Raw genomic sequence first — 24,523 nt, forward strand, 5'->3', positions numbered from 1 at the left:
AGTTGAAATGTTGTTGTTTGCTCACGCTGAAATTTTGGCAGATGTTGTATTGGATATTTGACTTGCTGATAACAATACTTGATCTATTGTTATTTAAATTGTTCAAATTAGCATAGTAATAAATTCATATAATTAAATAGTTATGCAAAATCCCCTATCCCTAGCCGTAGTCGGCCACACCAACACCGGTAAAACCTCTCTGCTGCGTACCTTGCTGCGCGACAGTCAGTTCGGCGAAGTCAAAAACGCGCCCGCCACCACGCGCCATGTGGAAGAGGCGGCGATTAGCGACGGCAGCAATACGCTGGTTTACCTCTACGACACGCCCGGTTTGGAAGATGCGGGCGGTGTGCTGGATTGGTTGGAAACCAATACTTCCGGCCGTTCAGACGGCATCGAGCGTTTACAGCAGTTTCTCGACAGCCCCGAAGCGGCGGGCGATTTCAATCAGGAAGCCAAAGTATTGCGACAGCTTTTGCAGAGCGATATGGCTTTGTATGTGGTGGATGCGCGCGAGCCGGTGTTGAACAAATATAAAGACGAGCTGACTGTACTTTCGTGGTGCGCCAAACCCGTGATGCCGGTGTTCAACTTTATCGAAGGGCAGGATTTAAGCGAATGGACAACCATGCTGGCACGGCGCGGGCTGCATGTTTACAGCGGATTCGATACCGTTGCCTTTGATTTTGAAGGTGAAATCCGCTTGTGGGATAACCTCGCCACCATGCTGCCCGAACGCGATACGCTCGACCGCTTGATGGGGATGCGCCGCCGTGAATGGCAGAAACTCGACAACGATGCCAAACACGATATCGCCCATTTTCTGCTCGATGTGGCTGCGTACAAGCAGGAAATCGACGAAGACGACAACCCCGAGCCGGTATTGCAAACCATGCAGGCCGCCGTGCGCCAGTTGGAGCGCCAGCTTCAGCAGCAGTTATTCCAAACCTACCGTTTTTACCACAGCGAGATCGACACGGGCGAATGGGCATTGAAAGAATTCCGCCAAGACCCGTTTGACGCGGATTTGCTCAAAGAATACGGCATCCGCACCGGCACGGGTGCGGCCACGGGAGCGTTAATCGGCTTAGGCGTGGACATGGTAACGCTGGGCGGTTCGCTCGGTTTGGGTACGGCCATCGGCGGCGTACTCGGTGGTGTGCTGCCGAATATGCAGACCATCAGCGATAAATTATCCGGCATCCAAACGCTGCATATCGACCCCGAAACCATCACCTTGCTGGCTGCCCGCGCTTTGGATTTGCTCAACGCGCTGCAAAAACGCGGCCATGCGGCGCAAGCCCAGATTCAGATGCTGAGCGGCAAAACGCCGTGGCAGCCTTCCAAACTGCCGTCTGAATTGAATAAAGCCAGAAGCCAGCCGAAGTGGTCTGCTTTGAACACGCATTTGCCGGAGCAAAGCAGGCGCGAACGTGAGGAAGCGGCAGGGCAGTTGGCAAAACGGCTGTAAGCTTGGTTTTGTTGAAAAATACATTGGGAATAATTTGGGAATAAAAGAACATAATCGAACATGAAACGAATCATATTTGTTGTTTTTTAGCCCACAAAGAACCATATTTTGAAAATATGTTTGACTTCAATTATGGAGCTGGGCATAATGTGAGCCATCAGGTTGCTTTGAGCAGCTTGATGTTTTCTCCTCTATTTCTCCTTTGTAGACTTGGCGCATACCCTCACGGATATGCGCATTTTTTTGCTTTAATGCTTTTTATATCTGATTTTTATTATATTTTATTTTGGGAAAATAAACACTTATTTCATTTTTGATGTGAACGGCATCGAAGCGAAAAAGTTGTGTTGGCAAAAATAGCTGTTCGGTAGAGCAGGGCACTGCGGCATTGATGTGGATTTTTTATCTGTTGTGTTTGCCGTTTAAGATGCCGATAAGCTCGATTTGGATTGAGCAGCTTTTTGTTTCTTTTGCGAACACGAAATCACACGAATAATTTTTTGTTCAAAATGAAATGCGTAGCCGTTGCGAAAAAAGATGCTATGGCTGAAACAAAGCTTCATAAATTATTTTAATAACCGGATAGGTAAATAATATACATAAAAATATTGACGCGGCAGGAAGGCTTGGGCATAATTCGCCCCGTTGGCTGATTTGAGTAGTCAGCTGATAGTTTCTCCTCTATTTCTCCTTTGTAGACTTGGCACACAATCGCAAGATTGTGTGCATTTTTTTTATCTCTTTTTCGTTGTATTGTTTCAGCTGTATTGAAACGGGTTATCATAAAACGGTTCGATTGTGTGTTGTTTTGTTCGTAATGGAACATAAAACGAAAAAACGGCAAAGTAACGAAGCTGTTTTCTTGAAGGCAAAGCTGCAAAATTGCGTTCAAACCGATTAAAATCCTTTTTTTGAATATTGATTGTGAATCATGTCGCCACTTTTGGAATGGATAAGCACAGAAACGCCGGCTGCGGTTGCGGAAACATTGGATTTCTTTTTGTATGAATGCAGCCTTGATGAGGCGCCGGGCAAGGAGGAGGTTGAGGCTTGGCGCGATGTTTTGCAAAAACGCGGCGGTAAGTTTGCCCGTTTGGCCGCGCAATGCCAAACTTGGCTGGATGAGGAGTGCTGATGATTAAGCTGCCTGCCAATCGTTATACGATGTTTGCCGTGTTGTGGTTTTTGGCCGGCATCTATTTTTTACTGTTGCGCGACGCGGGAGGCGCTCCGTCGTTTCGCCATTTCGACAAGGTGGCGCATTTCGGCCTCTTTTTTGCCCAAACTTGGTTGTGTGCCAAAGCTTTTATTGTGGCAAACAAGCCGATACCTTATAAAACGCTGTTGGCTTTTGCTTTGTTTTTTGCTGTGGGCAGCGAAGTGGCGCAAGCGGTATGGACGACTACGCGGGAAGGTAGTTTGGCCGATGTGTTGGCCGATGTTTACGGCGTGGTGGCGGCTTTGTGGTTGGCAGCAAAGGTAAGAGAAGCCAAGCTGTTGCAGCGCTAAGCAGCGTGTTGTGTTTTGATGGTAGTAGGCCGTCTGAAAAGTTTTCAGACGGCCTCATGGTAAATGAAGCGGATGGTTATGGAAAAAACAGTTTATCTTTATACCGACGGTGCGTGTAAGGGCAATCCCGGTGTCGGCGGCTGGGGTGTGCTGATGCGTTATGGCGGGCATGAAAAGGAATTGTTCGGCGGCGAGAAAGAGACGACCAACAACCGTATGGAGCTGACCGCCGTGATAGAGGGCCTGAAGGCATTGAAACGCCGTTGTCGCGTGCAGATTTGTACCGATTCGCAATATGTGAAAAACGGGATGGAAAGTTGGATTCACGGCTGGAAAAAAAACGGTTGGAAAACGGCCTCGAAGCAGCCGGTAAAAAATGAGGATTTATGGCGTGAGCTGGATAGGCTGGTGAACCAACATGATGTTCATTGGACTTGGGTTAAAGGGCATGCGGGCCATGCGGAAAATGAGCGGGCCGACGGATTGGCCAATCGTGGGGTAGAGCAGTTTTCTTGATGAGGCCGTCTGAAAATAATTGGGCTGATCTTGAAAGCCGGTATCAAAGAGGCCGGTATCAAAGAGGCCGGCGGTTATGGGCAATCAGGTTTTAAACAGCCAAAAAAACCGCCCCACTAGGGGGCGCAAAAGGAACACAAACCACTACCAAAACTTGTTACACGGCAAACTCTTCTATTGTTCGTTTTGCCGGATATAAAGCCTTCATCAGATCGGAAGGCGAAAGCGTAAAATCTCGATTGTCTGCTGTGGTGAGGCGGCCTTGTTGAGGAGTCAGCTCCAGCAGGCAGTTGTTTGCAGCTTGAATAAATGTATCTTTGGTTGCGCTGAGGCGTCTTTGCAATGCGGCGGTGACGCGTTGGTGCAAACTGTCTTTCTGTTTCACGGTTCTTGCCGAGGCTACCCAGCTGAGACGTGTGGACGCATCTTCTGTTTCTATCAGCAAAATACCTGTATCCGGTTCGTTTTGCGGGTTGTGATCAAGCCAAAGGTAATATCTGCCGTTGAGTGTGATAAACACCGCGTTGTGGATTTCAGGGCAACCGCTGCATTGTGTGGCCAGTAGCGAGTGCACGGCTTTTTGATGCAGTCTCAGAAGGTCGAGAGAAATCTGCTTAAAAATACTTTCAGGCATTTTTTTCTCCTTTCTGTATCGGTTGGTGTGCTGAACCGTTGATGTGCATTATACGGAAAAAATCTTCCTTTGCAAATGATAATTGTTATTATTAGTGATATATTTTTTAACACTATGTTTTTATTGTGAATTAATTTTTTATATTGTTGAGTGAAATACTTGGTTTTATGCTTAATGATTGAAAATGTTGGTTTTTATATTGAAGATGGATAAATGATGCGATGGCGTGGGGCAGGTTTATGAAGGTGTGGATTGAAATATGAAAAGCAGGTGTTTGCCGTTATTTTATGAATGGAGGCCGTCTGAAAATGTGTTTCAGACGGCCTGTTGTTTAATGCGGTGGCTTGATCAAAGTTGAATCGCTTCAAGCAATGAGATTGAGTTTTTTCAGCAGGGCTTGGCTGCCTAAAGAGACTAAGCGGAAGGTTTCGTCAAAATCGCCGGTGTACCACGGATCGGGCACATGGTTGTATCCGCTTTCGGGAATGAGGTCGGTGAGTTTGAATATTTGTTCGGGGCGCGTACCGAACAGCCGGGTTAGCTCGGCGAGGTTGTTGTCGTCCATGGCGATGATGAAATCGTAATGTTCGGCATCGCTTGGGGCGACTTGGCTGCTGGTAAAACCCGACGGGTCTATGCCTTGCTGCTTGAGTTTTTTCAACGTGCCTGCGTGCATGTTTTCGCCGTTGTGCCAGCCGGACGTGCCGGAGCTGGAGGTAACGATGCGTTTGGCAACGCCTGCTTCGCGGGCTTGATGGCGGAAAACGTATTCAGCCATGGGCGAGCGGCAGATGTTGCCGAGGCAGACAAACAGAATGCGGTAGGTGCTCATGATGAAGGCTGTTCGGCAAATAAGGGGTTATGCCCCGGCAGGTTGAGCGCTTGGGCGTAGGTGGGCAGTTCGGCGTCTTCCGGCAGGGCTTCGTGCAGCAGGCGGATGTTTTCTACTTGGCATTCCACCATCAAGTCTAAGAAGTTTTGCTGGATGATTTCGATGCGGTCGGCGGGGGAGAGTGGCCAGGTAAATACTTGGTTGGCCAGTTCAAACGCGCTGTCGGTGGCGTTGAAACCGAACAGGATTTTGCCGCCTTGCTGTGCGGCCATAACAACACCCACGCGCGGGCTTTGCAGGCGGATGGCGCGGATGGCGTTGGCGGCAAAAACGTCCATTGCCATGCGTGTGCGCATATGGGTGCCTTCGGTTAGGGCTTGTAGTGGGGAGGCGGGTGCCAAAGGATTGGCAAACAGGGTTAGTCCGGGGCGGGTCAGGCTGGTTTGCCATACCTGCATCAAGGGCAGGGCGGCATCACCCAGATTCGGGTTTAAGGCCGTCTGAAGATTTTTCTTGCCGTATCCCAAGGCGAAAACGACGTGTACCGATTGGTTTTGCGGAATGTCTAAATCGGCTTGGGGCAGTTGGGCTGCCAGCGCTTGGGCGGCGGCTTCGCTTTGCTTGGCGGCAAACCATTTGCCCGCGTTGATGGCGGCCAAGTCGGAAGAACGCACGAGCTTGGGCAGCCAAGTGGCATGGATAAGTTCGCGCAGATGGGGATAATCGGCTAAACAGGCGCACAGTTCTACCGCCGGCGTGTCGAGAGGCAGCGTTTGGGCTTGGTTGCAGCCGGCAACCAATACCACCGGCAAGGCAAACCATTGGATTTCATCATCGGATTTGGCTTGCAGGGTGTCGTCCAAACTATTAAACAGCGCACGATAGCTTTCCGTGTCGGGCGCCATGCTCATGGCAACAGACAGGCCGAGATAATGGTTTTGCTGCAACATCATATAGATCTCGGCTTGCAGGGATTCGGCAGAGAGTTTGCGTTGGGCGGATGATGTGCTGCCGGCGATTTGGGTGGCGTAAGTGAGCAGGCTGTTTTTCACCGGGTCGGTGGGATAGGGGCGGGTGTCGGGTAGGATAAAGGGCTTCATGGCGGTAACTTTGAACTTAATGTGTCAATGGGAAACGGCGTGCATTATAGCTTATCGCCGTGAAACTGAATAAGTTTGGGCGGTATTTCACGTCGGCACGCTTAATAATACTTCGGCAATATCGGGCGGTAGCCGGCTGAGAGCCTGTTCATGGATAAAAGGCGGAATATCGCGGTAGTATGCTTCGGCAATGCTGCCGGCAATCGCGGCCAAAGTATCGCTGTCGCCGCCTAAAGATACGGCAAGGCGCACGGCGTGTTCGAAGCTGCTGCTGTCGAAAAAAGCGGTTAAGGCTTGCGGCACCGAACCGGCGCAGCTTGAATCAAACGTGTAGTTGGGGCGGATGTCGTCGCAGTTCAAATTCAGGGAGTAGCCAAACATCCGGCTGATGTTTTGTTTGATGAATGCTTTGTCGTAACCGTTGCGGCTCCAGAAAATCGCGGCGGCCACAGCTTCGGCGCCTTTGATGCCTTCGGGGTGGTTGTGCGTAATCGCGGCGGAAGCGCGTGCATGGGCGAGGGTTTCTTCTAAGGTATCGGATGCCCAGCCGACAGCCGAAACGCGCATGGCGGAGCCGTTTCCCCAGCTTCCGTAAGGCTCGGGCGGGTTTTGGTGAATCCAGCGTTGAAACGATGTGCCGTAAGCGCCGCGGGGTGTGGGATAGCGGCGGCACCATTGCTGCATCAGCGCCGCTAGGTCGGCACGGCATCCGCCCAGCACCCAATCTGCCACGGCGGCCGTGCAGACCGTATCGTCGGTAAAGCCGCAGTCGGGTGTGAAGAGTTCGAAGTCGGTGTGTTTGTGATTGTCGAACTCGAAACGGGAGCCGACAATATCGCCGGTAGCAGCACCTAGCATGACATTCTCTCTATTATCTGCTTGAAGTGGGTTGATTTGGATTTGAGGCCGTCTGAAAACTGTTTTTCAGACGGCCTCTATCTTTATGGATGCGGTATGAAGTCAATCAGTTTGCAACAGACAGGCTTACTGACGCCCCGGCACCGTACCCATGCGCTGTTTCAGCGAAGTGTGCGGCTCGTTGAACAGGCTGGCGTAATAAGTAGCGTTGGTCATGACTTTTTTCACGTAATCGCGGGTTTCGTTGAACGGAATCGTCTCGGCGTAAATCGCGCCTTCGAGCGAGGAAGACGATTGCCAGTTGCGCGCGCGGCCGGGGCCGGCGTTGTAGCCTGCCGTGGCCATCACTTCATTGTTTTGAAGGCGGCGTTTGGCATCGGCCATATACCAAGTGCCCATGCGGATATTGCCGTTCATGGTGTACAGCTCGCTGCTGCTCATACCGATTTTGCCGGCAATTTCGCGGGCGGTGGCAGGCATCACCTGCATCAAACCTTGTGCGCCGACGCTGGATTGCGCGCCGAGCATAAACCGGCTTTCTTGGCGGATAAGGCCGTACACCCAAGCGGGATCGATGCCGACTTCCGACGCATAGCGGGTGGTGATGTCTTTAAACGGCGAAATGTAGCGCAGGTTGTAGTTTAGTTTGGTGTTGGTGCGGTCTGCGCTGTTGATGGCCATTTCGTAAAACTGATGGTCAAACGCCAGCTGGGCAGCTGTGAGCAACAGATTTTCATCCGCATTGCGCGTGGCAAAACGCCATTCCGCCTGTGCTTGGCGGCGCATTTTCCAGTCGCCGCTGCTTTGGCTGGCTTTGAACAGCGTTAAAGCGCGGTCGATGGCGCCGTCGCGGGCAAGTTGTTTAACGTCGCTTTTTGACGCCTCGCCGACATTGTTGCGCGTGCTGACGCGGCGGCCGAGTTCTTCGCCCGATAAGACGGCATAGAAGTTGCGGCCCGATGCAGCGGCTTTTTCATACAGACTGTTGGCGCGCGAGCGGTCGCCTTGTGCGGCATAACTGCGGGCAAGCCAGTATTGCCAAGTCGGGTCTTGTTGCAGCTTGGCGGGCATGGCTTCGATGATGTTCGCCAGCTCGCTCCAGCGTTGCAGACGCAGGGCGGCGCGTGCGTACCATTCAAACTGCTCGTTGCTCAATTGGCTGCGGTCGGCGCGGTTGAAATAGTTGAGAGCGGTGGACATGTTTTGGCGCAGTGCTTGAACGTGGCCAAGCACGCCCCAAGCGTAGCCGCTTTGTTCGCGGGTAAGGCTGCCCGACATGCTTTCGAGCAGGGAAGCCGAAGCAGGATTTTTTTGGGCGGCGTTGCCGATGATGCCGACTAAAAGGGCTTCTTGTGCACCTTGTCCGCCTCCGTCAAACGGGCTGCCGAGTGCAGCGGCGAGGTTGCGGGCGTCGGTAATCTGATTGTTGCTGATTAAGCCGCGCACACGCCGCCAAGCATCTTGATTATTCAGACGGCCTGCCGAGGCGGCACTTTCCACCAAGCGGGTACATCCTTGCGGCAGACGTTTGATTTCTTTCACCAATTCGACTGCCAAACCGTTGAATTGGCTGCTGCTCAATTCGGAATAACATTGCGCTTCTTGAGAACGCCCGGCTTTGTCGAGCTTGGCATATTGTTGGTTAAACTGCTGCCACGCACCGCGCTTGCCCAAGCTCTTCAACCATTCGTTGCGCACTTCTTCAGCCATCGCGCTGTGGGCGGACACCTGATTCAGAAACTGTTCGGGCAGGAAGTCGTCATCTTTTTTAGCGGCATCCAGTGCGCTTTGGTACAATTGGTAGTCGGCCAAGATTTTCGTCGGCGTTTCAGCGGCGCGTGCAGACGGACGCGCTCCGTCACGAATAGGCTCTACGGGCTGCTCTTGCGACGAACAGGCGGTCAGAACGGCTGCAGTAATGGCAGTAAGCGTCAGGGTAAGCGTGCGCTGGAAGGTCATAGGGCAGTCTTTCTTGGTGTGTGGAGAAAAGTTTTGATTTTAAACGATTCGGGCGGGAGTTTGAAACAGAAAAGCGATATTTACATTACATGACATTAGCGTGTCGATATAAATGATTCGAGGCCGTCTGAAATCATGAGGGAAATTTCAGACGGCCTCGAATCGTTTAGCACATCGTTTATAAGAATATGGCCGGTATGTTACCCGCGCTTCTTAAAAGCATTCCGCCAATCTTCAAACTATTTAAAACCGGGTTTGCGGGCATCGCCGGCGGCTTGGGCAAGGGAAACGCTTTCGCGCAGTTGTTGTTCGCGGCGGAAGTTCAAGCTGTTTTGCACATAATCCAAATGCCGGTGCGCGGCCTGCATGGCTTCTGCGGCGTTTTGTTGTTTGATGGCTTTGAAGATGGCTTCGTGCTGCGCCGTCAGCTGCATATGGATATCCGGCACGCCGAACATATTGGCGAGGTTGCGCTTGGTTTGCCCGGTCAGCAGGCGCAGCAGGCCGTCTGAAAGGCGCGTGAACATAATATTATGTGCAGCTTCGGCCACGGCTTGATGGAAACCGACATCGGCGGCGGATTGAAGGTCGAGATTGTTTTGCGCATAGGCTTCGCGCAGTTTGTCGAGCCAACTGCGCATCCGTGCCAAATCCGCATCGGTGCGGCGCTGGGCGGCCAAAGCGGCCAACATACCTTCGATATTGCGGCGGAAATCCAGCACTTCGCTTTCCATGCTTTCGTTTTTGTCGATTAAGTCTTCCCAGCCGTATTGGAAGTTTTTTTCGATGCGGCCGGAAACATAATGCCCGTCGCCCTGCCGGGTTTGCAGCATGCCGCGAACCGATAAAATGCGCAACGCCGAACGCAACGATTGGCGCGATACGCCGAACTCTTCCGCGAGCAGGCGTTCGGAGGGTAATTTGCTGCCAATTGGATACACGTTTTGTAAAATCCGTTCCTCCAAAATAGAAGCAATCTGTGCGCCTATTCCGGGTAGTCTGACCGTAGCGCTGGTGTTCGGCTGCATATTCATACCTGAATTACTTTTTGGGTGGTTGAATCAAGACGGCTGTGAAAGCTATGTATTTTCGAATGTTATCCAAAACATTTATTTATTATTGAATTGTTGGGCGGCTGAAATAGTGTCGCGTAAGCTGCCGAAGCATTGTACCGTAAACCTTTTATTGGCGATGGAAATTTCCAAGCAATGCAGTTCATTTATTTTTTTATTGCTACTTGACCGCCTACACAGCATTACGTAAAGTAGAACAAAATTCACAAATTGGTCAGACCAATTAACCAAAATACCAAAAATATCAAAATCAAAATGAACCACAACACTACCTCAACCGCCGTTTCAGGCGGTAAACCAACCGATATTTACTTTTTCGGCACCTGTTTGCTGGATATTTTTATGCCCGAAGCAGGCATGGATGCGATTACCTTGATCGAACAGCAAGGCATCCGCGTTCATTTCCCGATGGAGCAAAGCTGCTGCGGACAACCTGCTTTTTCTTCCGGCCATCCGAAAGATTCTTTCGAAGTGGCGAAAGCGCAGCTCGGCCTGTTCCCCGAACCGTGGCCGGTGGTTGTGCCTTCCGGCTCTTGCGGCGGCATGATGAAACACCATTGGCCCACTTTGTTTAAGGGTAGCATTTACGAGCGTCAGGCCAACGAGATTGCCGGCAGGGTGGTGGAATTTACCCATTTCCTGCTGTCTATCGGCTATGAACCGCAGGATAAAGGCGAACCCGCCAAAGTAGCGGTGCATACTTCCTGCTCTGCGCGTCGTGAAATGAATGTGCATGTGTCCGGCTGGGCGTTGGTGGATAAATTAGCCAATGTCGAGCGCGTTGTGCACGGGCATGAAAGCGAATGCTGCGGTTTCGGCGGTACGTTCTCCGTGAAGCATCCCGATATTTCAGGAGCGATGGTGAGCGATAAAGTGGCTGCCCTCAAAGAAACCGAAGCCGTGGAAATCATCAGCGCCGATGCGGGCTGTATGTTGAACATCGGCGGCAAAATCGCTAAAGATGAGCCGGGTATGCCCAAGCCCAAGCATATCGCAACGTTTTTGCTTGAGCGCACGGGAGGCAAAGTATGAGCAACGCACGCGACAATATTTTAGCCAAGCTGCGCAAAGCCGCCGCCACGCCGATGCAGGAGCCTGATACCGAGGCTTATTACGAAGAAATGTCACCGCATTGGGACAGCGAAGAAGGCCGTCTGAAACATTGGGCGAAAACCATGCGCGCGGTCAAAACCGAGATTTATTGGGTGCGCCGTCACGATTGGGTGCAAACTTTGCTTAAAGTGGCAGCAGAAAAAGGCTTGCGCAATATTTTGCTGCCTTTGAAGACTGAGCACGGCCAAGAAGCCGCACAAGTCGTTCAGACGGCCGGTATCGAGGTCAAAGCATTCGACCGCCCGATTGAAGATTGGAAAGACAGCTTTTTCAACGATATCGATGCTGGCTTTACCGATGTCCGCTGCGGTATCGCCCAAACCGGCACATTGATGCTGTGGCCGTCTGAAGAACAGCCGCGCAGCCAAAGTTTGGTGCCGCCCGTGCATATCTGCCTGTTTGACACGACCAAAATGTATAACGATTTTTACAGTGCAATGCAGGGCGAGCGGATGGTCGAAGGTATGCCGACCAATGTGGTGCTGGTTTCCGGCCCGTCTAAAACCGCCGATATCCAGCTTACCTTGGCATACGGCGCCCACGGCCCGCGCGATATGGTGGTGTTGGCCGTATTGCCCGAACACATTGATCCGTCTGATTTGGACGAGTAACACAATACGTCCGTTTCAGGCCGTCTGAAACGGGCATAGAAAAACAAAACCACTATGAACACACAAACCATACATTTCCATCCGAAACCGGAAACTTTCAAGCAGAATGCCGTCGGCGCGCTGGCGGATGCCCCGTTGCGTAAAAGCCTGCGCACGGCCATGGATATGTTGATGACAAAACGTAAAAACGTATTGTCCGACGAATACGAGCTGCAAGCGCTGCGTACATTGTCCGAACATATCCGCCAACGCTCTCTGTCGCGCTTGCCCGAATTGTTGGAGCAGCTGGAGCGCAAACTCACCGAGCTGGGTGTGAAAGTGCATTGGGCTGAAACGCCCGACGAAGCGTGCCAAATCATTCACGGCATTATTGCCGCGAAAAACGGCAGTCTGATGGTCAAAGGCAAATCCATGGTCAGCGAAGAAATCGAGCTGAACCATTATTTGGAAGACCACGGCATGCGCGCCGTGGAAAGCGATTTGGGCGAATATATCGTTCAGATGGCCGGTGAAAAACCCACACACATTGTGATGCCGGCGATTCACAAAACCAAAGAACAGGTAAGCGAACTGTTCCACAACAACCTGAACACCCCGCTTACCGACGATGTGGACGAACTCACGGGCATTGCCCGCCGCGCCTTGCGTGATATTTACCGTACCGCCGACGTAGGCTTGAGCGGCGTGAATTTCGCCGTTGCCGAAACCGGTACGCTGTGCTTGGTAGAAAACGAAGGCAACGGCCGTTTGACCACCACCGTGCCGCCTGTGCACATTGCCATTACCGGCATTGAAAAAGTCGTGGCCAAACTGTCGGACATTCCGCCGTTGTACAGCCTGTTGCCGCGCAGCGCCATCGGCCAGAACATCACCACTTATTTCAACATGATCACCGGCCCGCGCCGCAGCGCCGAGTTGGACGGTCCTCAAGAAATGCACTTGGTGTTGTTGGATAACGGCCGCAGCCAAGCGTATGCCGACGAGCAGATGCGCAAAACCCTGCAATGTATCCGTTGCGGTGCGTGTATGAACCACTGTCCGGTATATACCCGCATCGGCGGTGCCGCTTACGGCACCACTTATCCCGGCCCCATCGGTGAAATCATTTCACCGCACCTGCTGGGCTTGGAATCCACCAAAGATTTGCCTACGGCATCTTCTTTGTGCGGTGCGTGTGCCGAAGTGTGCCCCGTGCGCATTCCGATTCCTGAGTTGCTGATGCGCTTGAGAACCGAAGCGCAACGCTCGCCCAACGAGAAAGTACCGAACCCGATTAAGGGGCAGGGCGCTTCGCACAATTTGGGCGAACAGATTGCATGGCGTACGTTTAACGGCATTTTCAGCGGCAACAAGGTTTATCGTGCATTCGGTTGGGCGGCGACGAAATTCCGTTCGCTCACGCCGAGCAATCAGTTCGGTTGGACGCAAAACCGCATTCCGCTCAAACCCGCTGCGAAAACGCTGCATGAAATGGTGGCCGAGCGCCGACAAAACAACAAATAGCAACTATTCAAGCGATTTGAAACAGCGGCTTTAGCAAGACCTGTGTTGTGAAAACAAAGATGCTTGATAAGGCCGTCTGAATCAGATGGCGAGAAAACCGGGCAGACGTTTTTGTACCGCCCTTTATGAACCGCGATAAAGCCTGCATTGGCAGCTTTGCCGGTTCTTTTAATGTATCGGGTTCATCCGGTATACGACACTAAAATAAATTTCGCCTCAGAGGATGGAAAAAATGGCTTTATTTCTCAGCATTTTCCCTATCGTATTGCTGATTTGGCTGATGGTTAAGAAAAACGGTATGCCGTCTTATATTGCATTGCCGTTAACTGCCGCGCTGATTTACGTTTTACAGATTACTTACTTCAACAACAGCTTTATGCTGTTGAACGCCAATGTGATTTCAGGTCTGATTTCTACATTGACGCCGATTACCGTGATTTTCGGTGCGATTATGTTTAACCGCATGATGGAAACCGCGGGCTGTATCGAAGTGATCCGCAAGTGGTTGGGCAATATCAACCCGAATCCGGTGGCTCAGTTGATGATTATCGGTTGGGCGTTTGCATTTATGATTGAGGGCGCCAGCGGCTTCGGTACGCCGGCTGCGATTGCCGCGCCGATTTTGATGAGTTTGGGCTTCAACCCGCTGCGCGTGGCTATTTTCACTTTGGTGATGAACTCCGTGCCGGTATCGTTCGGTGCGGTAGGTACGCCGACTTGGTTTGGTTTCGCGCCGCTGAATCTGGAGCATGCAGACATTATGTCTATCGGCCGTCAAACCGGCTTGATCCACTTCTTCGCCGCTTTCATCATTCCTTTAATCGGTTTGAGTTTCATCACTTCTTGGCAGGAAATCCGTAAAAACTTTGTGTTTATCGCCATCAGCGTGATGTCGTGTACCATTCCTTATGTGTTGCTGGCGGCGGTTAATGAAGAATTCCCCGCATTGGTAGGCGGTGCCATCGGCTTGCTGATTTCTGTGGCTGTGGCCAACAAAGGCATCGGCTTGAGCAAAGATTATCCGAAAGACCCGAATGCTGAAAAACTGCCTATCGCCGTTGTGGCAAAAGCGTTGGCGCCTTTGGGTATGCTGATCGGCTTCTTGGTGATTACCCGTATCAAGCAATTGGGTATTAAAGGTTTGCTGACCGATACCACACCGCTGTTCAACATTCCGATGGGTATTTTCGACTTCGAGTTAACCCGTTCTCTGACTTTGGTGTTCAAAAACATTTTGGGCGAAGCGGTAAACGACCGTTACCAAACCCTGTATGTTCCGGCGTGGATTCCGTTTGTGATTACCGTGTTGATCGCTATTTGGTTCTACCGCATTAAATTTGCCGATGCCAAAGCATTCTATGTGGCGACTTTCAATCAAACCAAAAAACCTTTGCTCGCTTTGATGGGCGCGCTGGTGATGGTGAAATTGATGATGGTCGGCGGCGATTCGTCTATGGTGAAAACCATCGGTACGGAATTTGCAGCAATGGCCGGCGAGCATTGGGTGTATTTCGCGCCTTACTTGGGTGCAATCGGTGCGTTCTTCTCCGGATCCAACACGGTATCCAACCTGACATTCGGCCCGATTCAGCAGCAAATCGCTTTGGATACCGGATTGTCCGTAACCCTGATTTTGGCGCTTCAATCCGTGGGCGGTGCGATGGGTAACATGGTGTGTATCAACAACATCATCGCCGTGTGTACGGTATTGAACGTGCAAAACAAAGAAGGTGAAATTATTAAGAAAACTGTGATTCCGATGTTTATCTACGGCATTATCGCCGTAACGGTGGCGCTGATTTTCTTACTGTAAATCTTTGCGGCAAACCGTTGGAAACCCGGCTGTATTGAGCGTTAAGTTGAAAGAGCAAATCAGTTGGGTTTCCGGCAATCAAGCGTAGTACGATGCTTGGTTTGATTATCTTGTATTACACATACCAAAGGCCGTCTGAAAATTTTCAGACGGCCTTTGGTATGGAGTTATCAAGATTATGCAGCTTTGCCGTTTATTCAATCCGCACATATTCAACGGAAAGAATCTCAATCACTTCGCGGCCTTCGGGGCCGTTTAACACCACTTCATCGCCTTCTCGAGCTTTGATCAGGCAGCGGGCCAGCGGGGAAATCCATGAGATTTTGTTTTTGGCTGTGTCGATTTCATCAATGCCGACAATTTTGACGATCTGTTCGCTACCGTCTCCGCGCAGAAGCTCGACCGTGGCGCCGAAAAACACCTGATCCGTCGCTTCGCGGGTTTCGGGGTCAACCACTTGGGCGGCTTCCAAGCGCTTGGTGAGAAAGCGGATGCGGCGGTCTATTTCGCGCATGCGGCGTTTGCCGTAAAGATAGTCGCCGTTTTCGCTGCGGTCGCCGTTGCCGGCCGCCCAGTTCACAATCTGCACGATTTCGGGGCGTTCTTTGTTGACGAGGTTGTACAGTTCGTCTTTCAAAGCTTGCCAACCTGTGGGCGTGATATAGTTTTTCTGAGTGTCTGTGCTCATTGTTTAAGGCCGTCTGAACAATCTGAAAGCGTTATTTTAACTCATCAGAAAGTTTTTTCAGACGGCCTTTTGCATTCTTTTTATCGGCTGCCGCGTATCAACCGGCAATGTGTTCCCGACTGCGTTGGTAGCGCGTGTATTTCCGATACAGCCAAAATGCCACCATCAAAACGACAAACACAGCCAAGATGGGCAGAAACAGGCTCAAGAGGCTCATGATTACGGCGATGCCGGTTTCGATAATCGAAAACACAGGGTTGGCCAAACCGCCGGTGGTGGCTGTGCTGGCGGCACGGGTAACGGCGTTGGTGCCTTTGATGGCCGCTGCGGCGCCTCCGCCTGCAATGATGGCCAAAGTCCACGTAACTGCCGGGCTTAAATCGGCAGCGGTCGAAGCCATCACAGCGGTGCCTGCCAGTCCGGCAAGCGGTACGGCGATGGTGTCGAGCAGGTTGTCGATGTAGGGAATCAAATAGCTTAATGATTCGGTAATGGCTGCGATGCCTAAAATAATCAAAGCGTTGGTGCTGGCCAGCCATTGCCAGTTTTCGTTTAGCGGCCACACGCCGAAATAGGCGGATACGCTCAAGGCAAACAAGGGTAAAAATACGCGGAATCCTGCGCTGGCTGCCAAGCCTATGCCGAGTGCAATGCTGAGAATAGTGTCGAAATTCATGATGTTAACCAGTCTTTTAAACAACAGCGCTACTGTACATGAGAATAAAGCCCCGCGAAAGAAAGAGAGTGGGGCGGTTATCTTGAGTGCACGGCAGCAAATGTTGTTAGTGTGTTGTGATGCTGAAGAAGCGGGTAGGGTGCAGATAAGAGTGTTTGGAAGATATACAGTTCAAAGCTTAGATGCAAATTGTGTTTAAGGCCGTCTGAAACATGCTACCGCTACTTTTCAGACGGCCTCAACATACCTTTCACGGTAATCAGCAAGGCGAATGCCTGCACAGAAAGCAAAACCCCGGCCACGCCCGGCCAGCCGTAATGCCGATAAGCCAAGCCGCACAGCCACGCGCCGAGGGTGCCGCCGCCGTAGTAAGCCATGTAATACAGACCCGATGCCAATGAGCGGCCTTCTTTCACATTGGCCGCAATATAGCTGATGGTCGCCGCCTGCGTAATGAATACGCCCGACGACATCAAGGCCAAAGCGGCGATCACGGCAGGGAGCGGGGCGGTCAAAGTGCCGATAACGCCCGCTGCCGACAAGGCCACCGCGAGGATGATGGTGGGTGCGCTGCCAAAGCGGTTGATCAGCCTTGCCGATAAAGGCGTAATGACCATACCGATTAAGTAAACCGTAAACAGGTTGGCCAAGCTGCCGCTGTCGAGCGAGTACGGTTCTTCGGCGAGATGCAGATTGATATAGGTAAAACAGCCCACCAGCGAACACAACAAACACGCACCAAGCAGGCAGGCCGCCACCACATAGCGGTTTTTCAGATGGCCTGATAAAGTGCGTAAGGCCGTCTGAAAATGCGGTTTGGCTACAAAGCGTTGTGATGCGGGCAGCTGCTTCCACACAAAAAACGCACTCACAACAGTCAAACAAGCCATCACATAAAACGCCTGCCGCCAGCCCATGATTTCGCTCAAATGGCCGAGAATAAACCGCCCGAGAAAACCGCCCAGCACCGTGCCCGTTACATAAAGCGACATCAGCCGCGTCATCGTTTTAGCGTCAAATTCCTCGCCGATATAGGCAATCAGCACTACTGTGATGCCCGGCACAGCCACACCCTGCAAAAAACGCCACAGCATCATCTGTTCAATCGTCTGCGCGCCCGCCAAAAGGGCAGTCGGCACCGCCAAAAACAAGAGCGAGCTGACAATAAAGACTTTGCGCCCGATTGCATCCGACAACATACCCATAAACGGCGAGATCAGCGCCACACCCAATACCGTCGCCCCAACCGAAAGCCCGGCCTGAACCTCCGTTGCCGCCAAATCCTGCACCAGCAGCGGCAAGATGGCCTGCACGGAATAAACCTGCAGGAAAGCAGAGAGACCGACAAGCATGACCGCCAAGCGCAAAAGCAGCGACACGTTTTGTTCCGACGCCGCTTTTCGGCACCGATTCTGAATCATGCAACACCCCGTCTTTTTTATCCGGCTAATTTTTGCCTAACAGACACCGCCTACAATACACAACATAGGGAACCGGATTCCCTGTGTGTTCAACCACTTGGAAAGGATGCCTGCTATGTTGAAACGAAATAAAACCATCGCCGCTTTATTGGCCTCTACCTTTGTTTTCGCCGCCGCGCCCGCGATGGCTGACAAAGACGATTATCACCTCCAGCAAAATCCGGGTAAATATATCACCCACGAAACCGCAGCCAATGCTGCGCTGAAAAAATTTCCCGGCGCGTTTATCAAAGACGTAGATTTCGATATCAGCCGTCATGGCGGCGCGCACTATGATGTCGAATTAATCACCAAAGGCGGTCAAGAATACGACGTGATTGTGGACGCCAAAAACGGCCGCGTCTTGTCATCACGCATCGACTATTAATTTTACTCCCTCGTTTTATACTTTAGAACAACGGCCTGAAAGCATAACGCGCTTTCAGGCCGCTTTTTAGCTAATTATTCCGCTCATTTCGGCTTGGCAGCCAATACTTTTTCATAAATCGGGCAATGTTCCGCATGCGCCCCTTTCAAATAACCCGTACTCATCAAAAACTCGTTCACAATTTCGCCGCCGACAAATTTAAAATGCTTTTTGAAAAGCTTTACCCATTCGGGCAAACAGAGCGGGTGATGCACATCGAGCCAGTTTTTAAACGAACCGTATTCGTTTTGCAACAACATAATCTGCCCGGCATTATAAACCGCCGCACGAATTTTCAAGCGGTTGCGGATAATGCCCGCATCGTTCAACAAACGCTCGACATCGGCTTCGGTATAAGCAGCAACCGTGGCAATATCAAAACCCGAATAGGCCGTCTGAAAAGCTTTCTGCTTTTTCAGTATCAACGTCCAACTCAACCCGGCTTGGTTGATTTCCAATAGCAGCCGTTCAAACAGCTCATTGTCGCCGGCAATAGGAAAACCGTAAGCATGGTCGTGGTAATGCTTGTTCGGATTATCCGTATCAAGCGGCAGTGCATTGGCAAAATCGCAATAACTCATGATTCAGACGACCTTGATTGGAGGAAGATGCTTGAATTGTAGCGGGTTGTGACGGTTTTATGTTTGGAGGGGAGAAAACCGGCAAGCCGACAATGAGACTTGAATCAGAGGTTTAAATTATTGTTTTGATTATATATTTTATTTTCATATTTGATAAACACCCCCAAATGTACCCCCATCTTGCAAAAGTCAAAGCGTTTTTGGGCTGATTTTGTGGTTTTTTTGCGGCTTTGGGGTATGGGGTTTTGTTGGATTGAGTATAGCGCATTTTGTGCTGTTTTTCAGGCAACCATAAAAAAACACCAGCGGCGCGGGCTGGTGTTTTGTGTTTTCAGGCGGCCTTATAAGCCTGCCAGTTGGTCGGGGTGGCAGTTATACACTTCGGCCAAAGTTTCGCGGGTTTTGGCCTATTAAACGCCCTAAAAAAACATTGCTATATATGCAAAACACTGCGGGTATGGCGGGTATGCGGGTATGATGGGGTTAAAGTATTGATATTAAATGATTAAATCATACCCGATATAGTGAAAATAGGCGGGTTGGTGCGGGTATGAGGCGCGTCTTTACATTATAAGTTTATGATTATAAAGCCATACCCGCACATACCCGTTCATACCCGCGTTAATTTATGTAAGCGGGTATGCGTGAAACCCTTATAAATAAAGGCTTGCAGGGGTGTTTTTAATTGCATACCCGCCATACCCGCTGATTTTTCGTTATCCTGTATAGGGAAAAATTTTTTATGAAATAATTTGATGATTTTTTGGTAAATCATTTCCTGATAGGAAACAATAAGGGGCGGGCTTGGGTAATATAAGTTTTAAAAAGGCCGTCTGAAACAAGGGGTAATTGTTCAGACGGCCTTTTTTGTATTTGGCAGTTTAGGGCTTTTCTGCCGTTTGCGGTGGCTTGGCCGTAAACGTCATTTGTACCCCCAACGCGTGTAATACTTTGGTAATGGTATCAAAGCGGGGTTTGGCATTGGGGGCTAGTGATTTGTATAGGCTTTCACGGGATACCCCCGCATCTTTGGCTACTTGCATTATGCCCCGCGCTTTGGCGGCGGTATTGATGGCCTGTAACAAAATATTGTTGTCGTTTGCGTCTATGGCTTCTTCTGCCGCCGCTTCCAAGAATAAGGCTATGTCTTCTTCGTCTTGCAAATAGCGGGCGGGGTCAAATGGGGTAATGGTGGTTTTAGTCATGGCTTAATTCCTGTTTGATTTGGTGGGCGCGGGCTATATCGGCTTGCTGTGTGCCTTTGTCGCCGCCTATCAGCATAAAAATAACGGTATTGCCGCGTATGGTGTAGTAAAGGCGGTAGCCTTTTCCGTCTGTTATTCTCATTTCGCTTATTCCGCCGCCTATGGCTTTATGGTCGCCTAAGTTGCCCAATTGGGCGCGTAATAGGCGGGCGGCAATCTTGGCTTTGGCGCGTTTGTCTTTTAGGGCGGCAAGCCATGTTTCAAAGTGGTTTGTGGTTTTGATTTGGTATTCCATATATTGATTATGTATCCGATTGGATACATTGTCAATGCGTATGCCCTGCCGTTTCAGACGGCCATAAAAAACACCAGCGGCGGGGCTGGTGTCGGGTTGGTTTTCTGCCGATAAACCTTAAGGGCTTTCAGACGGCCTATTGTTCGGCTTGGTTGTCGCTGTCTTGGCTTGGCGGCTCTATGCCTACCAGCACATAAAAACGTCCTTTGCCATAGCGTTTGAATTGCCAGCGGCTGTCTTTTCCATCACGTTTCAGCCATTTAATACCGAAAAGTACATTACAAGTCTTGTTTGTTTCAAAACTTTTGGATATTTCGTTTTCAAATACGGCGGGGATTATCCAAAATTCGTCTAAATGCGCCTGCTCTTTGCGCTTTCGATAGCCTGCGTGGTCTTGATTGGTAAATTCGCTGTTCCAATCCACAAAGCGCATGGATTCTGCGTAAAGTTGCATGAAGTCTATGGCCTGTTTGATGATTTGGTTGTCTTCATATTTGCCTGTGCCTGTGCGGCGGTGCCATGCGTCGAAACATTGCTTGATGCCTGTCATGCCTACCCCTGCGCCTAAGCCTGTAATGCCGTGCTTGGCGGCCAGTTCCAGCGCGGCGGCGGTTATGGCAAAGCGTAAGGCAACGGTGCGGCTTTGGCCGTCGGTATCGGGCAACATGGCCATAAAGTCGGCCATTATAGCGCGGGCTTCGTTGATGGCTTTAGGGTCTTCCAATAACAGGCGGATAAGGGCGCGGCCTGCTGTGCCGTGGTATCGGGCGGCGTGGGCGGTAATGGCTTCGCTTAAGGCTGCGCCTTTTTCGTGGCCGTGCAGGGTGTCAAAAACGCCTAAGCCGTGGCCTGCGTCGCTGGGAATATCGGGCAGGCGGGCGGCTTGGCCTGCGTTCCATTCTACGCCTGCCGTTTTCAGAAAGCTGTTTAGGGGCTTTTCGCCTGTGGAAAGCATGAAAATCCGCCAGCGGCTTAATTCCCGGTTGCCGCCGTCTTTTGCGCCCTGTACTTTGGAAACGCCGTTAATCACGGAATAGGCGGTTTGAGCTACGGCTTTTGCGTTGGCTTGGCCGATTTCGTCTAATACCAGTAGGCCGTCATTGCGGGCGGCGGCGGTGTTGGTAAAGCCTAAGCCTGTGCCTGTCCATGTCAGCATAAGCGTTTCAGGGTTGCCCCATACGGATAATGCGGCTTTGGCGGCGGTTGATTTGCCGTCGCGTGAATCGCCGAAAAGGTGGAATCCCCCTGCTTCGATATTCAACAGGCGGGCAAGCGGGGCGGCTAGGGCGGTGCCGATTGCCAAGCATAAGCGGCTGTTGCCTGCCATATAGCGGGCTATGCCTTGCTGCCAGTCTTCAAGGCTGCCGCTTTCGGTGTAGCTGTCGGCCTGTGATTTGTCGCCGTTGTAAATCACTTTGGCGGGCTGTTTTTTGGCGGTTATGGCTTCGCCGTTGGGCAGGATATAGGCTGTATTGTCGGCACACCAGCCCGCGCGGTTGGTTACGGTGTAGCGTTCGTTGCTGCCGTCGGTTTGCAGATAATCGGCCAGTAATTCGCGTTTTCTGCGGCTTGCCATGATTGTAATGCCGTGTGATTGCAGGCGTTGCCAGTTTACGCCGATTTCGGCCATCGGCAGGGCTTCTATGCGGGCTTTGCGGGTTACGGCATCGCGCCAGCGGATAATGCGGTAATGGCTGCCCGTTTCGTCGGTGCCGCGCCCAATAAGCTCGATTGGGTCGGCCAGTTTCAGCGGGGATTTTTCGTGAACTTCGCCATTATTGTCGGTTTCTACGGCAATGTAGAAAACGCTGTTTTGGGTGCATTGGAAATACGGGCGCAATTCTGCTTGTTCAAACTCGGCAAGGGCGGTGGCCTGAATGGTTTCGGGGCTGGTGTCGGCGGTGTTGTCGTGTATAGTTTCGTTTTTCATGATGGTATTCCTGATTTTTCCTGTTTTGGGCGGCCTGTATCGGCTGCCCTTTTTGTTTGCCGGTGTATTTCAGACGGCAGGCGGGAAAATCTGCGCTGTTTGGGGTGTTATCCGCTTAGGTAAGGGGTAAGGCCGTCTGAAAGGGAAACGGGCTGAAAACGCAAATACGGCGGTTTACGGCGGGGCGGTCTGTTCGTCTTGGCGGCAGTTCAGTTCGTCTAAAGCGTCAAAGCCTGCTGTTTCGGGCTGCCATATCCGCGCCTTGATACCCGCTTTGATGGCTCTTACTGCCAAGCTGTGGGCGGCTTTCATGCCCGTGCGGTTGTCGTCGTTGTCGGCGCAAATAAACAGTTCCTGCGTTTCAGACGGCCATATAAACGAAGCCATGCCGTAAGCGGATAAGGCGGCAACGGCGGGCAGGCCGAAAAGGGCGCGGGCGGCAAAGGCGGTTTCTATGCCCTCGGCAACAATCAGGCGGCCTTGCGTATCAGGCTGGAAAAGGTGTACCGCTGCGCCTTTCAGGGCATCGGGTAAACGGGATTGCATCTTTTTGGCGGGCAACGGCTCGCCTGTGTGCGGGTGGTGGATATTCAGTTTGGTAAAGGTCGGGGTATGGTTGCCGTTATCGACGTATAGCTTGGTATAAACCGCATCAAGGTAGGTTTTATGCAAGCCCTGTAATTGGCCGTCGGCGGTGGTTACGGCGGCCAGCATGGCGGGGAAATAGCCGATTAACAGCGGCTTGGCCGTTTGGCCGTCGGTGTCGGTTGCCCATAGGGGTAAGGCTGCGTGATAACGGATATTGAAGGCCGTCTGAAAAGCGGTATCAGGTATGCCGCGCCCGTGCAGATATTGCGCGGCGGGGTCTTGGCTGCTGATGGGTATGGCTTCGTGCCATAGATTCAGCAAGGCGGCCTGTTTGTCTTGCGGCGGGGCGGCAGGCTTGGCAGGGGGCAACGGGGCGCGGGGCTGGTGTTGCCCTGCTTGGCCGTCTGAAAAACCCAATAAAGCGGCGGTTTCGTTGGCGGCGGTGGCAAAGTCGTAACCAAACACCAGCATAAGCAAGTCAAAGCCGCTGCCGCCGTCGGGGGTGCATTGGTTGCAGATAAACGCGCCCGTGCCTTGATAGTCGGTGTAGCGGTAACGGTCTTTACCGCCGCAATAGGGGCAGGGGCAATGTTTACGGGGGTTAAGGTATTCGCGGGGAATGCCAAGCGCGGCATGGATTTCAGGCCAGCGGCCAGCGGCGGCGGCTTTCAGGTCGGATAGGTCGTAAGATTTCATGGCCCGGCCCCTATTCGCCAATCGGTTCATACACCACCCCGGCAAGCGGGTTTTTCGTCCAATCGGCAGGAATGGCGGCTTGTCCGTCTGAAACGACACTTACCGGCATGGCTGGCGGCTCTATATCGGCGCGTTTGGCGGTGCATGATGAAAATGCAAGGGAAACCATGCAGGCGGCTAATGTGCCTGTGAAAATGGCGGCGGTTTTGGCTGGATTAATGGCCTGTTTGTGCTTGGTTTTCTCGGTGTTGCGGTGCAATGTGATATTCATGATGTCTGCTCCGTTTCAGACGGCCTTATCTCGATACCCGCCTGAAAAAAGGTTGCACTTACCCCGCCTTGCCCGCGCGGGGCAAAGCTGGGGGAATAACAAAAGGGGGGATTATCGGGCGGTCTGCTCGGTTTTTTTCTCGGCCGCTTCTTCAGCCGTATCTACAACGTCATACAAGTCATAGCACAATGATTTGCCGTTGCAATCAAGACGGGTTTTTTCAACCAGACGGGCAAGTAATTCCGCCTGTGAATGGATAAGCACATTGTTTCCGCTTGCCAGTTCTTTGATAGTCAAGGCGATAGTTTCGGCGGCATCGGCCAGTTGCTCTAAGTCATACAAGGCATCGGCGGCCTTTTGTGCGGTAGCGATAGATACGGTTACGGTTTGGGGATTTTGCGCCTGCTGCGCGGTTTGAGTTTTTTGCATTTTGAATGCTCCGTTTATGTTTTTGAGATTAAGAAACCCATTAGGGGGGCGGTGCTCTCTCTGTCATAAACAAACAGCCTGCGCCTTACGGTTGGCAGACACCGCCATAACTTGACTTGATAGGCCGTCTGAAAAATGGCCGCTCAATGTGAAATTTTGGCGTGAAAAAATCAGCGTTTACCCTGCTGATTTGGGGTTTATGATTTAGAGAGAATCTGTAATTTAATTCTCAATGCTCAAGCTGTCAATGGTTTTGTTTGGCCGGTGTTGTGCAAAAGGGCTGAT

Annotated in this window: 27 protein-coding genes; 9 read left to right on the top strand and 18 right to left on the bottom strand. The window is 51.5% G+C overall.

What is annotated here, in order from left to right:
• Window positions 1–142: 142 nt before the first annotated feature.
• Entirely contained in the window at window positions 143–1,471 is a 1,329-nt protein-coding gene (locus tag CKV66_RS05135) for a DUF3482 domain-containing protein (protein ID WP_085363854.1), read from the top strand.
• 571 nt (window positions 1,472–2,042) lie between these two features.
• Here the strand turns inward: CKV66_RS05135 and CKV66_RS12155 are convergent.
• Window positions 2,043–2,363, bottom strand: a complete 321-nt coding sequence (locus tag CKV66_RS12155; RefSeq protein WP_085363853.1) for a hypothetical protein — start codon at window positions 2,361–2,363, stop codon at window positions 2,043–2,045.
• A 39-nt stretch (window positions 2,364–2,402) separates the two neighbouring features.
• On the opposite strand from CKV66_RS12155, the gene CKV66_RS05140 reads away from it, so the two are divergent.
• From CKV66_RS05140 to rnhA, 3 genes are all read left to right on the top strand, one after another.
• Window positions 2,403–2,606, top strand: a complete 204-nt coding sequence (locus CKV66_RS05140) for a dioxygenase (RefSeq protein WP_085363852.1) — start codon at window positions 2,403–2,405, stop codon at window positions 2,604–2,606.
• Complete coding sequence (locus tag CKV66_RS05145) at window positions 2,606–2,980, top strand: VanZ family protein (protein ID WP_408633888.1); 375 nt, start codon at window positions 2,606–2,608, stop codon at window positions 2,978–2,980. The genes CKV66_RS05140 and CKV66_RS05145 overlap by 1 nt, the downstream gene beginning before the upstream one ends.
• A gap of 78 nt (window positions 2,981–3,058) precedes the next feature.
• Complete coding sequence (rnhA, locus tag CKV66_RS05150) at window positions 3,059–3,496, top strand: ribonuclease HI (protein WP_085363851.1); 438 nt, start codon at window positions 3,059–3,061, stop codon at window positions 3,494–3,496.
• Window positions 3,497–3,653: 157 nt separating this feature from the next.
• On the opposite strand, the gene CKV66_RS05155 is transcribed toward rnhA, so the two are convergent.
• From CKV66_RS05155 to CKV66_RS05180, 6 genes are all read right to left on the bottom strand, one after another.
• On the bottom strand, window positions 3,654–4,130 hold the full coding sequence (locus CKV66_RS05155; protein WP_085363850.1) for a hypothetical protein: 477 nt from the start codon (window positions 4,128–4,130) through the stop codon (window positions 3,654–3,656).
• A 364-nt stretch (window positions 4,131–4,494) separates the two neighbouring features.
• Window positions 4,495–4,962, bottom strand: coding sequence for a low molecular weight protein-tyrosine-phosphatase (locus tag CKV66_RS05160; protein WP_085363849.1), 468 nt, complete (start codon window positions 4,960–4,962; stop codon window positions 4,495–4,497).
• Window positions 4,959–6,062: a conjugal transfer protein gene (locus tag CKV66_RS05165; RefSeq protein ID WP_085363848.1), complete on the bottom strand. Its 1,104-nt coding sequence runs from the start codon at window positions 6,060–6,062 to the stop codon at window positions 4,959–4,961. Before CKV66_RS05165 ends, CKV66_RS05160 begins: the two co-directional genes overlap by 4 nt.
• A gap of 87 nt (window positions 6,063–6,149) precedes the next feature.
• Window positions 6,150–6,920: an ADP-ribosylglycohydrolase family protein gene (locus CKV66_RS05170; protein ID WP_085363847.1), complete on the bottom strand. Its 771-nt coding sequence runs from the start codon at window positions 6,918–6,920 to the stop codon at window positions 6,150–6,152.
• Between the two features lie 126 nt (window positions 6,921–7,046).
• On the bottom strand, window positions 7,047–8,879 hold the full coding sequence (locus tag CKV66_RS05175) for a lytic transglycosylase domain-containing protein (RefSeq protein WP_085363846.1): 1,833 nt from the start codon (window positions 8,877–8,879) through the stop codon (window positions 7,047–7,049).
• A gap of 239 nt (window positions 8,880–9,118) precedes the next feature.
• Window positions 9,119–9,907, bottom strand: a complete 789-nt coding sequence (locus CKV66_RS05180) for a FadR/GntR family transcriptional regulator (RefSeq protein WP_085363912.1) — start codon at window positions 9,905–9,907, stop codon at window positions 9,119–9,121.
• 300 nt (window positions 9,908–10,207) lie between these two features.
• Here CKV66_RS05180 and CKV66_RS05185 point away from each other — a divergent pair, with 300 nt between their 5' ends.
• The 4 genes from CKV66_RS05185 (at window position 10,208) to CKV66_RS05200 (ending at window position 14,992) form a co-directional block, all read left to right on the top strand.
• Window positions 10,208–10,984: a (Fe-S)-binding protein gene (locus CKV66_RS05185; RefSeq protein ID WP_085363911.1), complete on the top strand. Its 777-nt coding sequence runs from the start codon at window positions 10,208–10,210 to the stop codon at window positions 10,982–10,984.
• Window positions 10,981–11,676 carry a LutC/YkgG family protein gene (locus CKV66_RS05190; RefSeq protein WP_085363845.1) on the top strand — a complete coding sequence of 232 codons (696 nt, stop codon included), beginning with the start codon at window positions 10,981–10,983 and terminating at the stop codon, window positions 11,674–11,676. The genes CKV66_RS05185 and CKV66_RS05190 overlap by 4 nt, the downstream gene beginning before the upstream one ends.
• A 54-nt stretch (window positions 11,677–11,730) precedes the next feature.
• Window positions 11,731–13,179: a LutB/LldF family L-lactate oxidation iron-sulfur protein gene (locus tag CKV66_RS05195; RefSeq protein ID WP_085363844.1), complete on the top strand. Its 1,449-nt coding sequence runs from the start codon at window positions 11,731–11,733 to the stop codon at window positions 13,177–13,179.
• Between the two features lie 232 nt (window positions 13,180–13,411).
• The gene (locus tag CKV66_RS05200; protein WP_085363843.1) at window positions 13,412–14,992 is read left to right on the top strand and encodes an L-lactate permease; all 1,581 of its coding nucleotides are present in this window, start codon (window positions 13,412–13,414) and stop codon (window positions 14,990–14,992) included.
• Window positions 14,993–15,185: 193 nt separating this feature from the next.
• On the opposite strand, the gene greB is transcribed toward CKV66_RS05200, so the two are convergent.
• The 3 genes from greB to CKV66_RS05215 all read right to left on the bottom strand — a co-directional run bounded on the left by greB (window position 15,186) and on the right by CKV66_RS05215 (window position 17,777).
• Entirely contained in the window at window positions 15,186–15,680 is a 495-nt protein-coding gene (greB, locus tag CKV66_RS05205) for a transcription elongation factor GreB (RefSeq protein WP_085363842.1), read from the bottom strand.
• Between the two features lie 97 nt (window positions 15,681–15,777).
• Window positions 15,778–16,356, bottom strand: coding sequence for a DUF4126 domain-containing protein (locus tag CKV66_RS05210; protein ID WP_085363841.1), 579 nt, complete (start codon window positions 16,354–16,356; stop codon window positions 15,778–15,780).
• A gap of 221 nt (window positions 16,357–16,577) precedes the next feature.
• Complete coding sequence (locus tag CKV66_RS05215) at window positions 16,578–17,777, bottom strand: MFS transporter (RefSeq protein ID WP_085363840.1); 1,200 nt, start codon at window positions 17,775–17,777, stop codon at window positions 16,578–16,580.
• 115 nt (window positions 17,778–17,892) lie between these two features.
• On the opposite strand from CKV66_RS05215, the gene CKV66_RS05220 reads away from it, so the two are divergent.
• Entirely contained in the window at window positions 17,893–18,204 is a 312-nt protein-coding gene (locus CKV66_RS05220) for a PepSY domain-containing protein (RefSeq protein ID WP_085363839.1), read from the top strand.
• Between the two features lie 83 nt (window positions 18,205–18,287).
• On the opposite strand, the gene CKV66_RS05225 is transcribed toward CKV66_RS05220, so the two are convergent.
• From CKV66_RS05225 to CKV66_RS05255, 8 genes are all read right to left on the bottom strand, one after another.
• On the bottom strand, window positions 18,288–18,824 hold the full coding sequence (locus CKV66_RS05225) for a DNA-3-methyladenine glycosylase I (protein ID WP_085363838.1): 537 nt from the start codon (window positions 18,822–18,824) through the stop codon (window positions 18,288–18,290).
• A gap of 610 nt (window positions 18,825–19,434) precedes the next feature.
• Window positions 19,435–19,599, bottom strand: a complete 165-nt coding sequence (locus CKV66_RS12535; protein WP_157739149.1) for a hypothetical protein — start codon at window positions 19,597–19,599, stop codon at window positions 19,435–19,437.
• Window positions 19,600–19,705: 106 nt separating this feature from the next.
• Entirely contained in the window at window positions 19,706–20,029 is a 324-nt protein-coding gene (locus tag CKV66_RS05230; RefSeq protein ID WP_085363837.1) for an addiction module antidote protein, read from the bottom strand.
• On the bottom strand, window positions 20,022–20,324 hold the full coding sequence (locus tag CKV66_RS05235; RefSeq protein ID WP_085363836.1) for a type II toxin-antitoxin system RelE/ParE family toxin: 303 nt from the start codon (window positions 20,322–20,324) through the stop codon (window positions 20,022–20,024). The genes CKV66_RS05230 and CKV66_RS05235 overlap by 8 nt, the downstream gene beginning before the upstream one ends.
• A gap of 136 nt (window positions 20,325–20,460) precedes the next feature.
• Window positions 20,461–22,254 carry a DUF927 domain-containing protein gene (locus tag CKV66_RS05240; protein WP_095197846.1) on the bottom strand — a complete coding sequence of 598 codons (1,794 nt, stop codon included), beginning with the start codon at window positions 22,252–22,254 and terminating at the stop codon, window positions 20,461–20,463.
• Between the two features lie 174 nt (window positions 22,255–22,428).
• A complete protein-coding gene (locus tag CKV66_RS05245) occupies window positions 22,429–23,538 on the bottom strand; it encodes a DUF7146 domain-containing protein (RefSeq protein WP_095197847.1) in 1,110 nt (369 codons plus the stop codon).
• 10 nt (window positions 23,539–23,548) lie between these two features.
• On the bottom strand, window positions 23,549–23,809 hold the full coding sequence (locus CKV66_RS05250; protein ID WP_085363110.1) for a hypothetical protein: 261 nt from the start codon (window positions 23,807–23,809) through the stop codon (window positions 23,549–23,551).
• Window positions 23,810–23,920: 111 nt separating this feature from the next.
• Complete coding sequence (locus CKV66_RS05255; protein WP_085363111.1) at window positions 23,921–24,238, bottom strand: hypothetical protein; 318 nt, start codon at window positions 24,236–24,238, stop codon at window positions 23,921–23,923.
• Window positions 24,239–24,523 lie beyond the last annotated feature (285 nt).

Origin of the sequence: Neisseria zoodegmatis (assembly GCF_900187305.1) — a bacterium.
Lineage (GTDB): Bacteria > Pseudomonadota > Gammaproteobacteria > Burkholderiales > Neisseriaceae > Neisseria > Neisseria zoodegmatis.

Excerpts from the sequence above, each read along its gene's own strand:
- CKV66_RS05135 (WP_085363854.1), top strand. The coding sequence starts at position 143 with ATGCAAAATCCCCTATCCCTAGCCGTAGTCGGCCACACCAACACCGGT.
- CKV66_RS05140 (WP_085363852.1), top strand. The coding sequence starts at position 2,403 with ATGTCGCCACTTTTGGAATGGATAAGCACAGAAACGCCGGCTGCGGTT.
- CKV66_RS05145 (WP_408633888.1), top strand. The coding sequence starts at position 2,606 with ATGATTAAGCTGCCTGCCAATCGTTATACGATGTTTGCCGTGTTGTGG.
- rnhA (WP_085363851.1), top strand. The coding sequence starts at position 3,059 with ATGGAAAAAACAGTTTATCTTTATACCGACGGTGCGTGTAAGGGCAAT.
- CKV66_RS05155 (WP_085363850.1), bottom strand. The coding sequence starts at position 4,130 with ATGCCTGAAAGTATTTTTAAGCAGATTTCTCTCGACCTTCTGAGACTG.
- CKV66_RS05160 (WP_085363849.1), bottom strand. The coding sequence starts at position 4,962 with ATGAGCACCTACCGCATTCTGTTTGTCTGCCTCGGCAACATCTGCCGC.
- CKV66_RS05165 (WP_085363848.1), bottom strand. The coding sequence starts at position 6,062 with ATGAAGCCCTTTATCCTACCCGACACCCGCCCCTATCCCACCGACCCG.
- CKV66_RS05170 (WP_085363847.1), bottom strand. The coding sequence starts at position 6,920 with ATGCTAGGTGCTGCTACCGGCGATATTGTCGGCTCCCGTTTCGAGTTC.
- CKV66_RS05175 (WP_085363846.1), bottom strand. The coding sequence starts at position 8,879 with ATGACCTTCCAGCGCACGCTTACCCTGACGCTTACTGCCATTACTGCA.
- CKV66_RS05180 (WP_085363912.1), bottom strand. The coding sequence starts at position 9,907 with ATGCAGCCGAACACCAGCGCTACGGTCAGACTACCCGGAATAGGCGCA.
- CKV66_RS05185 (WP_085363911.1), top strand. The coding sequence starts at position 10,208 with ATGAACCACAACACTACCTCAACCGCCGTTTCAGGCGGTAAACCAACC.
- CKV66_RS05190 (WP_085363845.1), top strand. The coding sequence starts at position 10,981 with ATGAGCAACGCACGCGACAATATTTTAGCCAAGCTGCGCAAAGCCGCC.
- CKV66_RS05195 (WP_085363844.1), top strand. The coding sequence starts at position 11,731 with ATGAACACACAAACCATACATTTCCATCCGAAACCGGAAACTTTCAAG.
- CKV66_RS05200 (WP_085363843.1), top strand. The coding sequence starts at position 13,412 with ATGGCTTTATTTCTCAGCATTTTCCCTATCGTATTGCTGATTTGGCTG.
- greB (WP_085363842.1), bottom strand. The coding sequence starts at position 15,680 with ATGAGCACAGACACTCAGAAAAACTATATCACGCCCACAGGTTGGCAA.
- CKV66_RS05210 (WP_085363841.1), bottom strand. The coding sequence starts at position 16,356 with ATGAATTTCGACACTATTCTCAGCATTGCACTCGGCATAGGCTTGGCA.
- CKV66_RS05215 (WP_085363840.1), bottom strand. The coding sequence starts at position 17,777 with ATGATTCAGAATCGGTGCCGAAAAGCGGCGTCGGAACAAAACGTGTCG.
- CKV66_RS05220 (WP_085363839.1), top strand. The coding sequence starts at position 17,893 with ATGTTGAAACGAAATAAAACCATCGCCGCTTTATTGGCCTCTACCTTT.
- CKV66_RS05225 (WP_085363838.1), bottom strand. The coding sequence starts at position 18,824 with ATGAGTTATTGCGATTTTGCCAATGCACTGCCGCTTGATACGGATAAT.
- CKV66_RS12535 (WP_157739149.1), bottom strand. The coding sequence starts at position 19,599 with ATGATTTACCAAAAAATCATCAAATTATTTCATAAAAAATTTTTCCCT.
- CKV66_RS05230 (WP_085363837.1), bottom strand. The coding sequence starts at position 20,029 with ATGACTAAAACCACCATTACCCCATTTGACCCCGCCCGCTATTTGCAA.
- CKV66_RS05235 (WP_085363836.1), bottom strand. The coding sequence starts at position 20,324 with ATGGAATACCAAATCAAAACCACAAACCACTTTGAAACATGGCTTGCC.
- CKV66_RS05240 (WP_095197846.1), bottom strand. The coding sequence starts at position 22,254 with ATGAAAAACGAAACTATACACGACAACACCGCCGACACCAGCCCCGAA.
- CKV66_RS05245 (WP_095197847.1), bottom strand. The coding sequence starts at position 23,538 with ATGAAATCTTACGACCTATCCGACCTGAAAGCCGCCGCCGCTGGCCGC.
- CKV66_RS05250 (WP_085363110.1), bottom strand. The coding sequence starts at position 23,809 with ATGAATATCACATTGCACCGCAACACCGAGAAAACCAAGCACAAACAG.
- CKV66_RS05255 (WP_085363111.1), bottom strand. The coding sequence starts at position 24,238 with ATGCAAAAAACTCAAACCGCGCAGCAGGCGCAAAATCCCCAAACCGTA.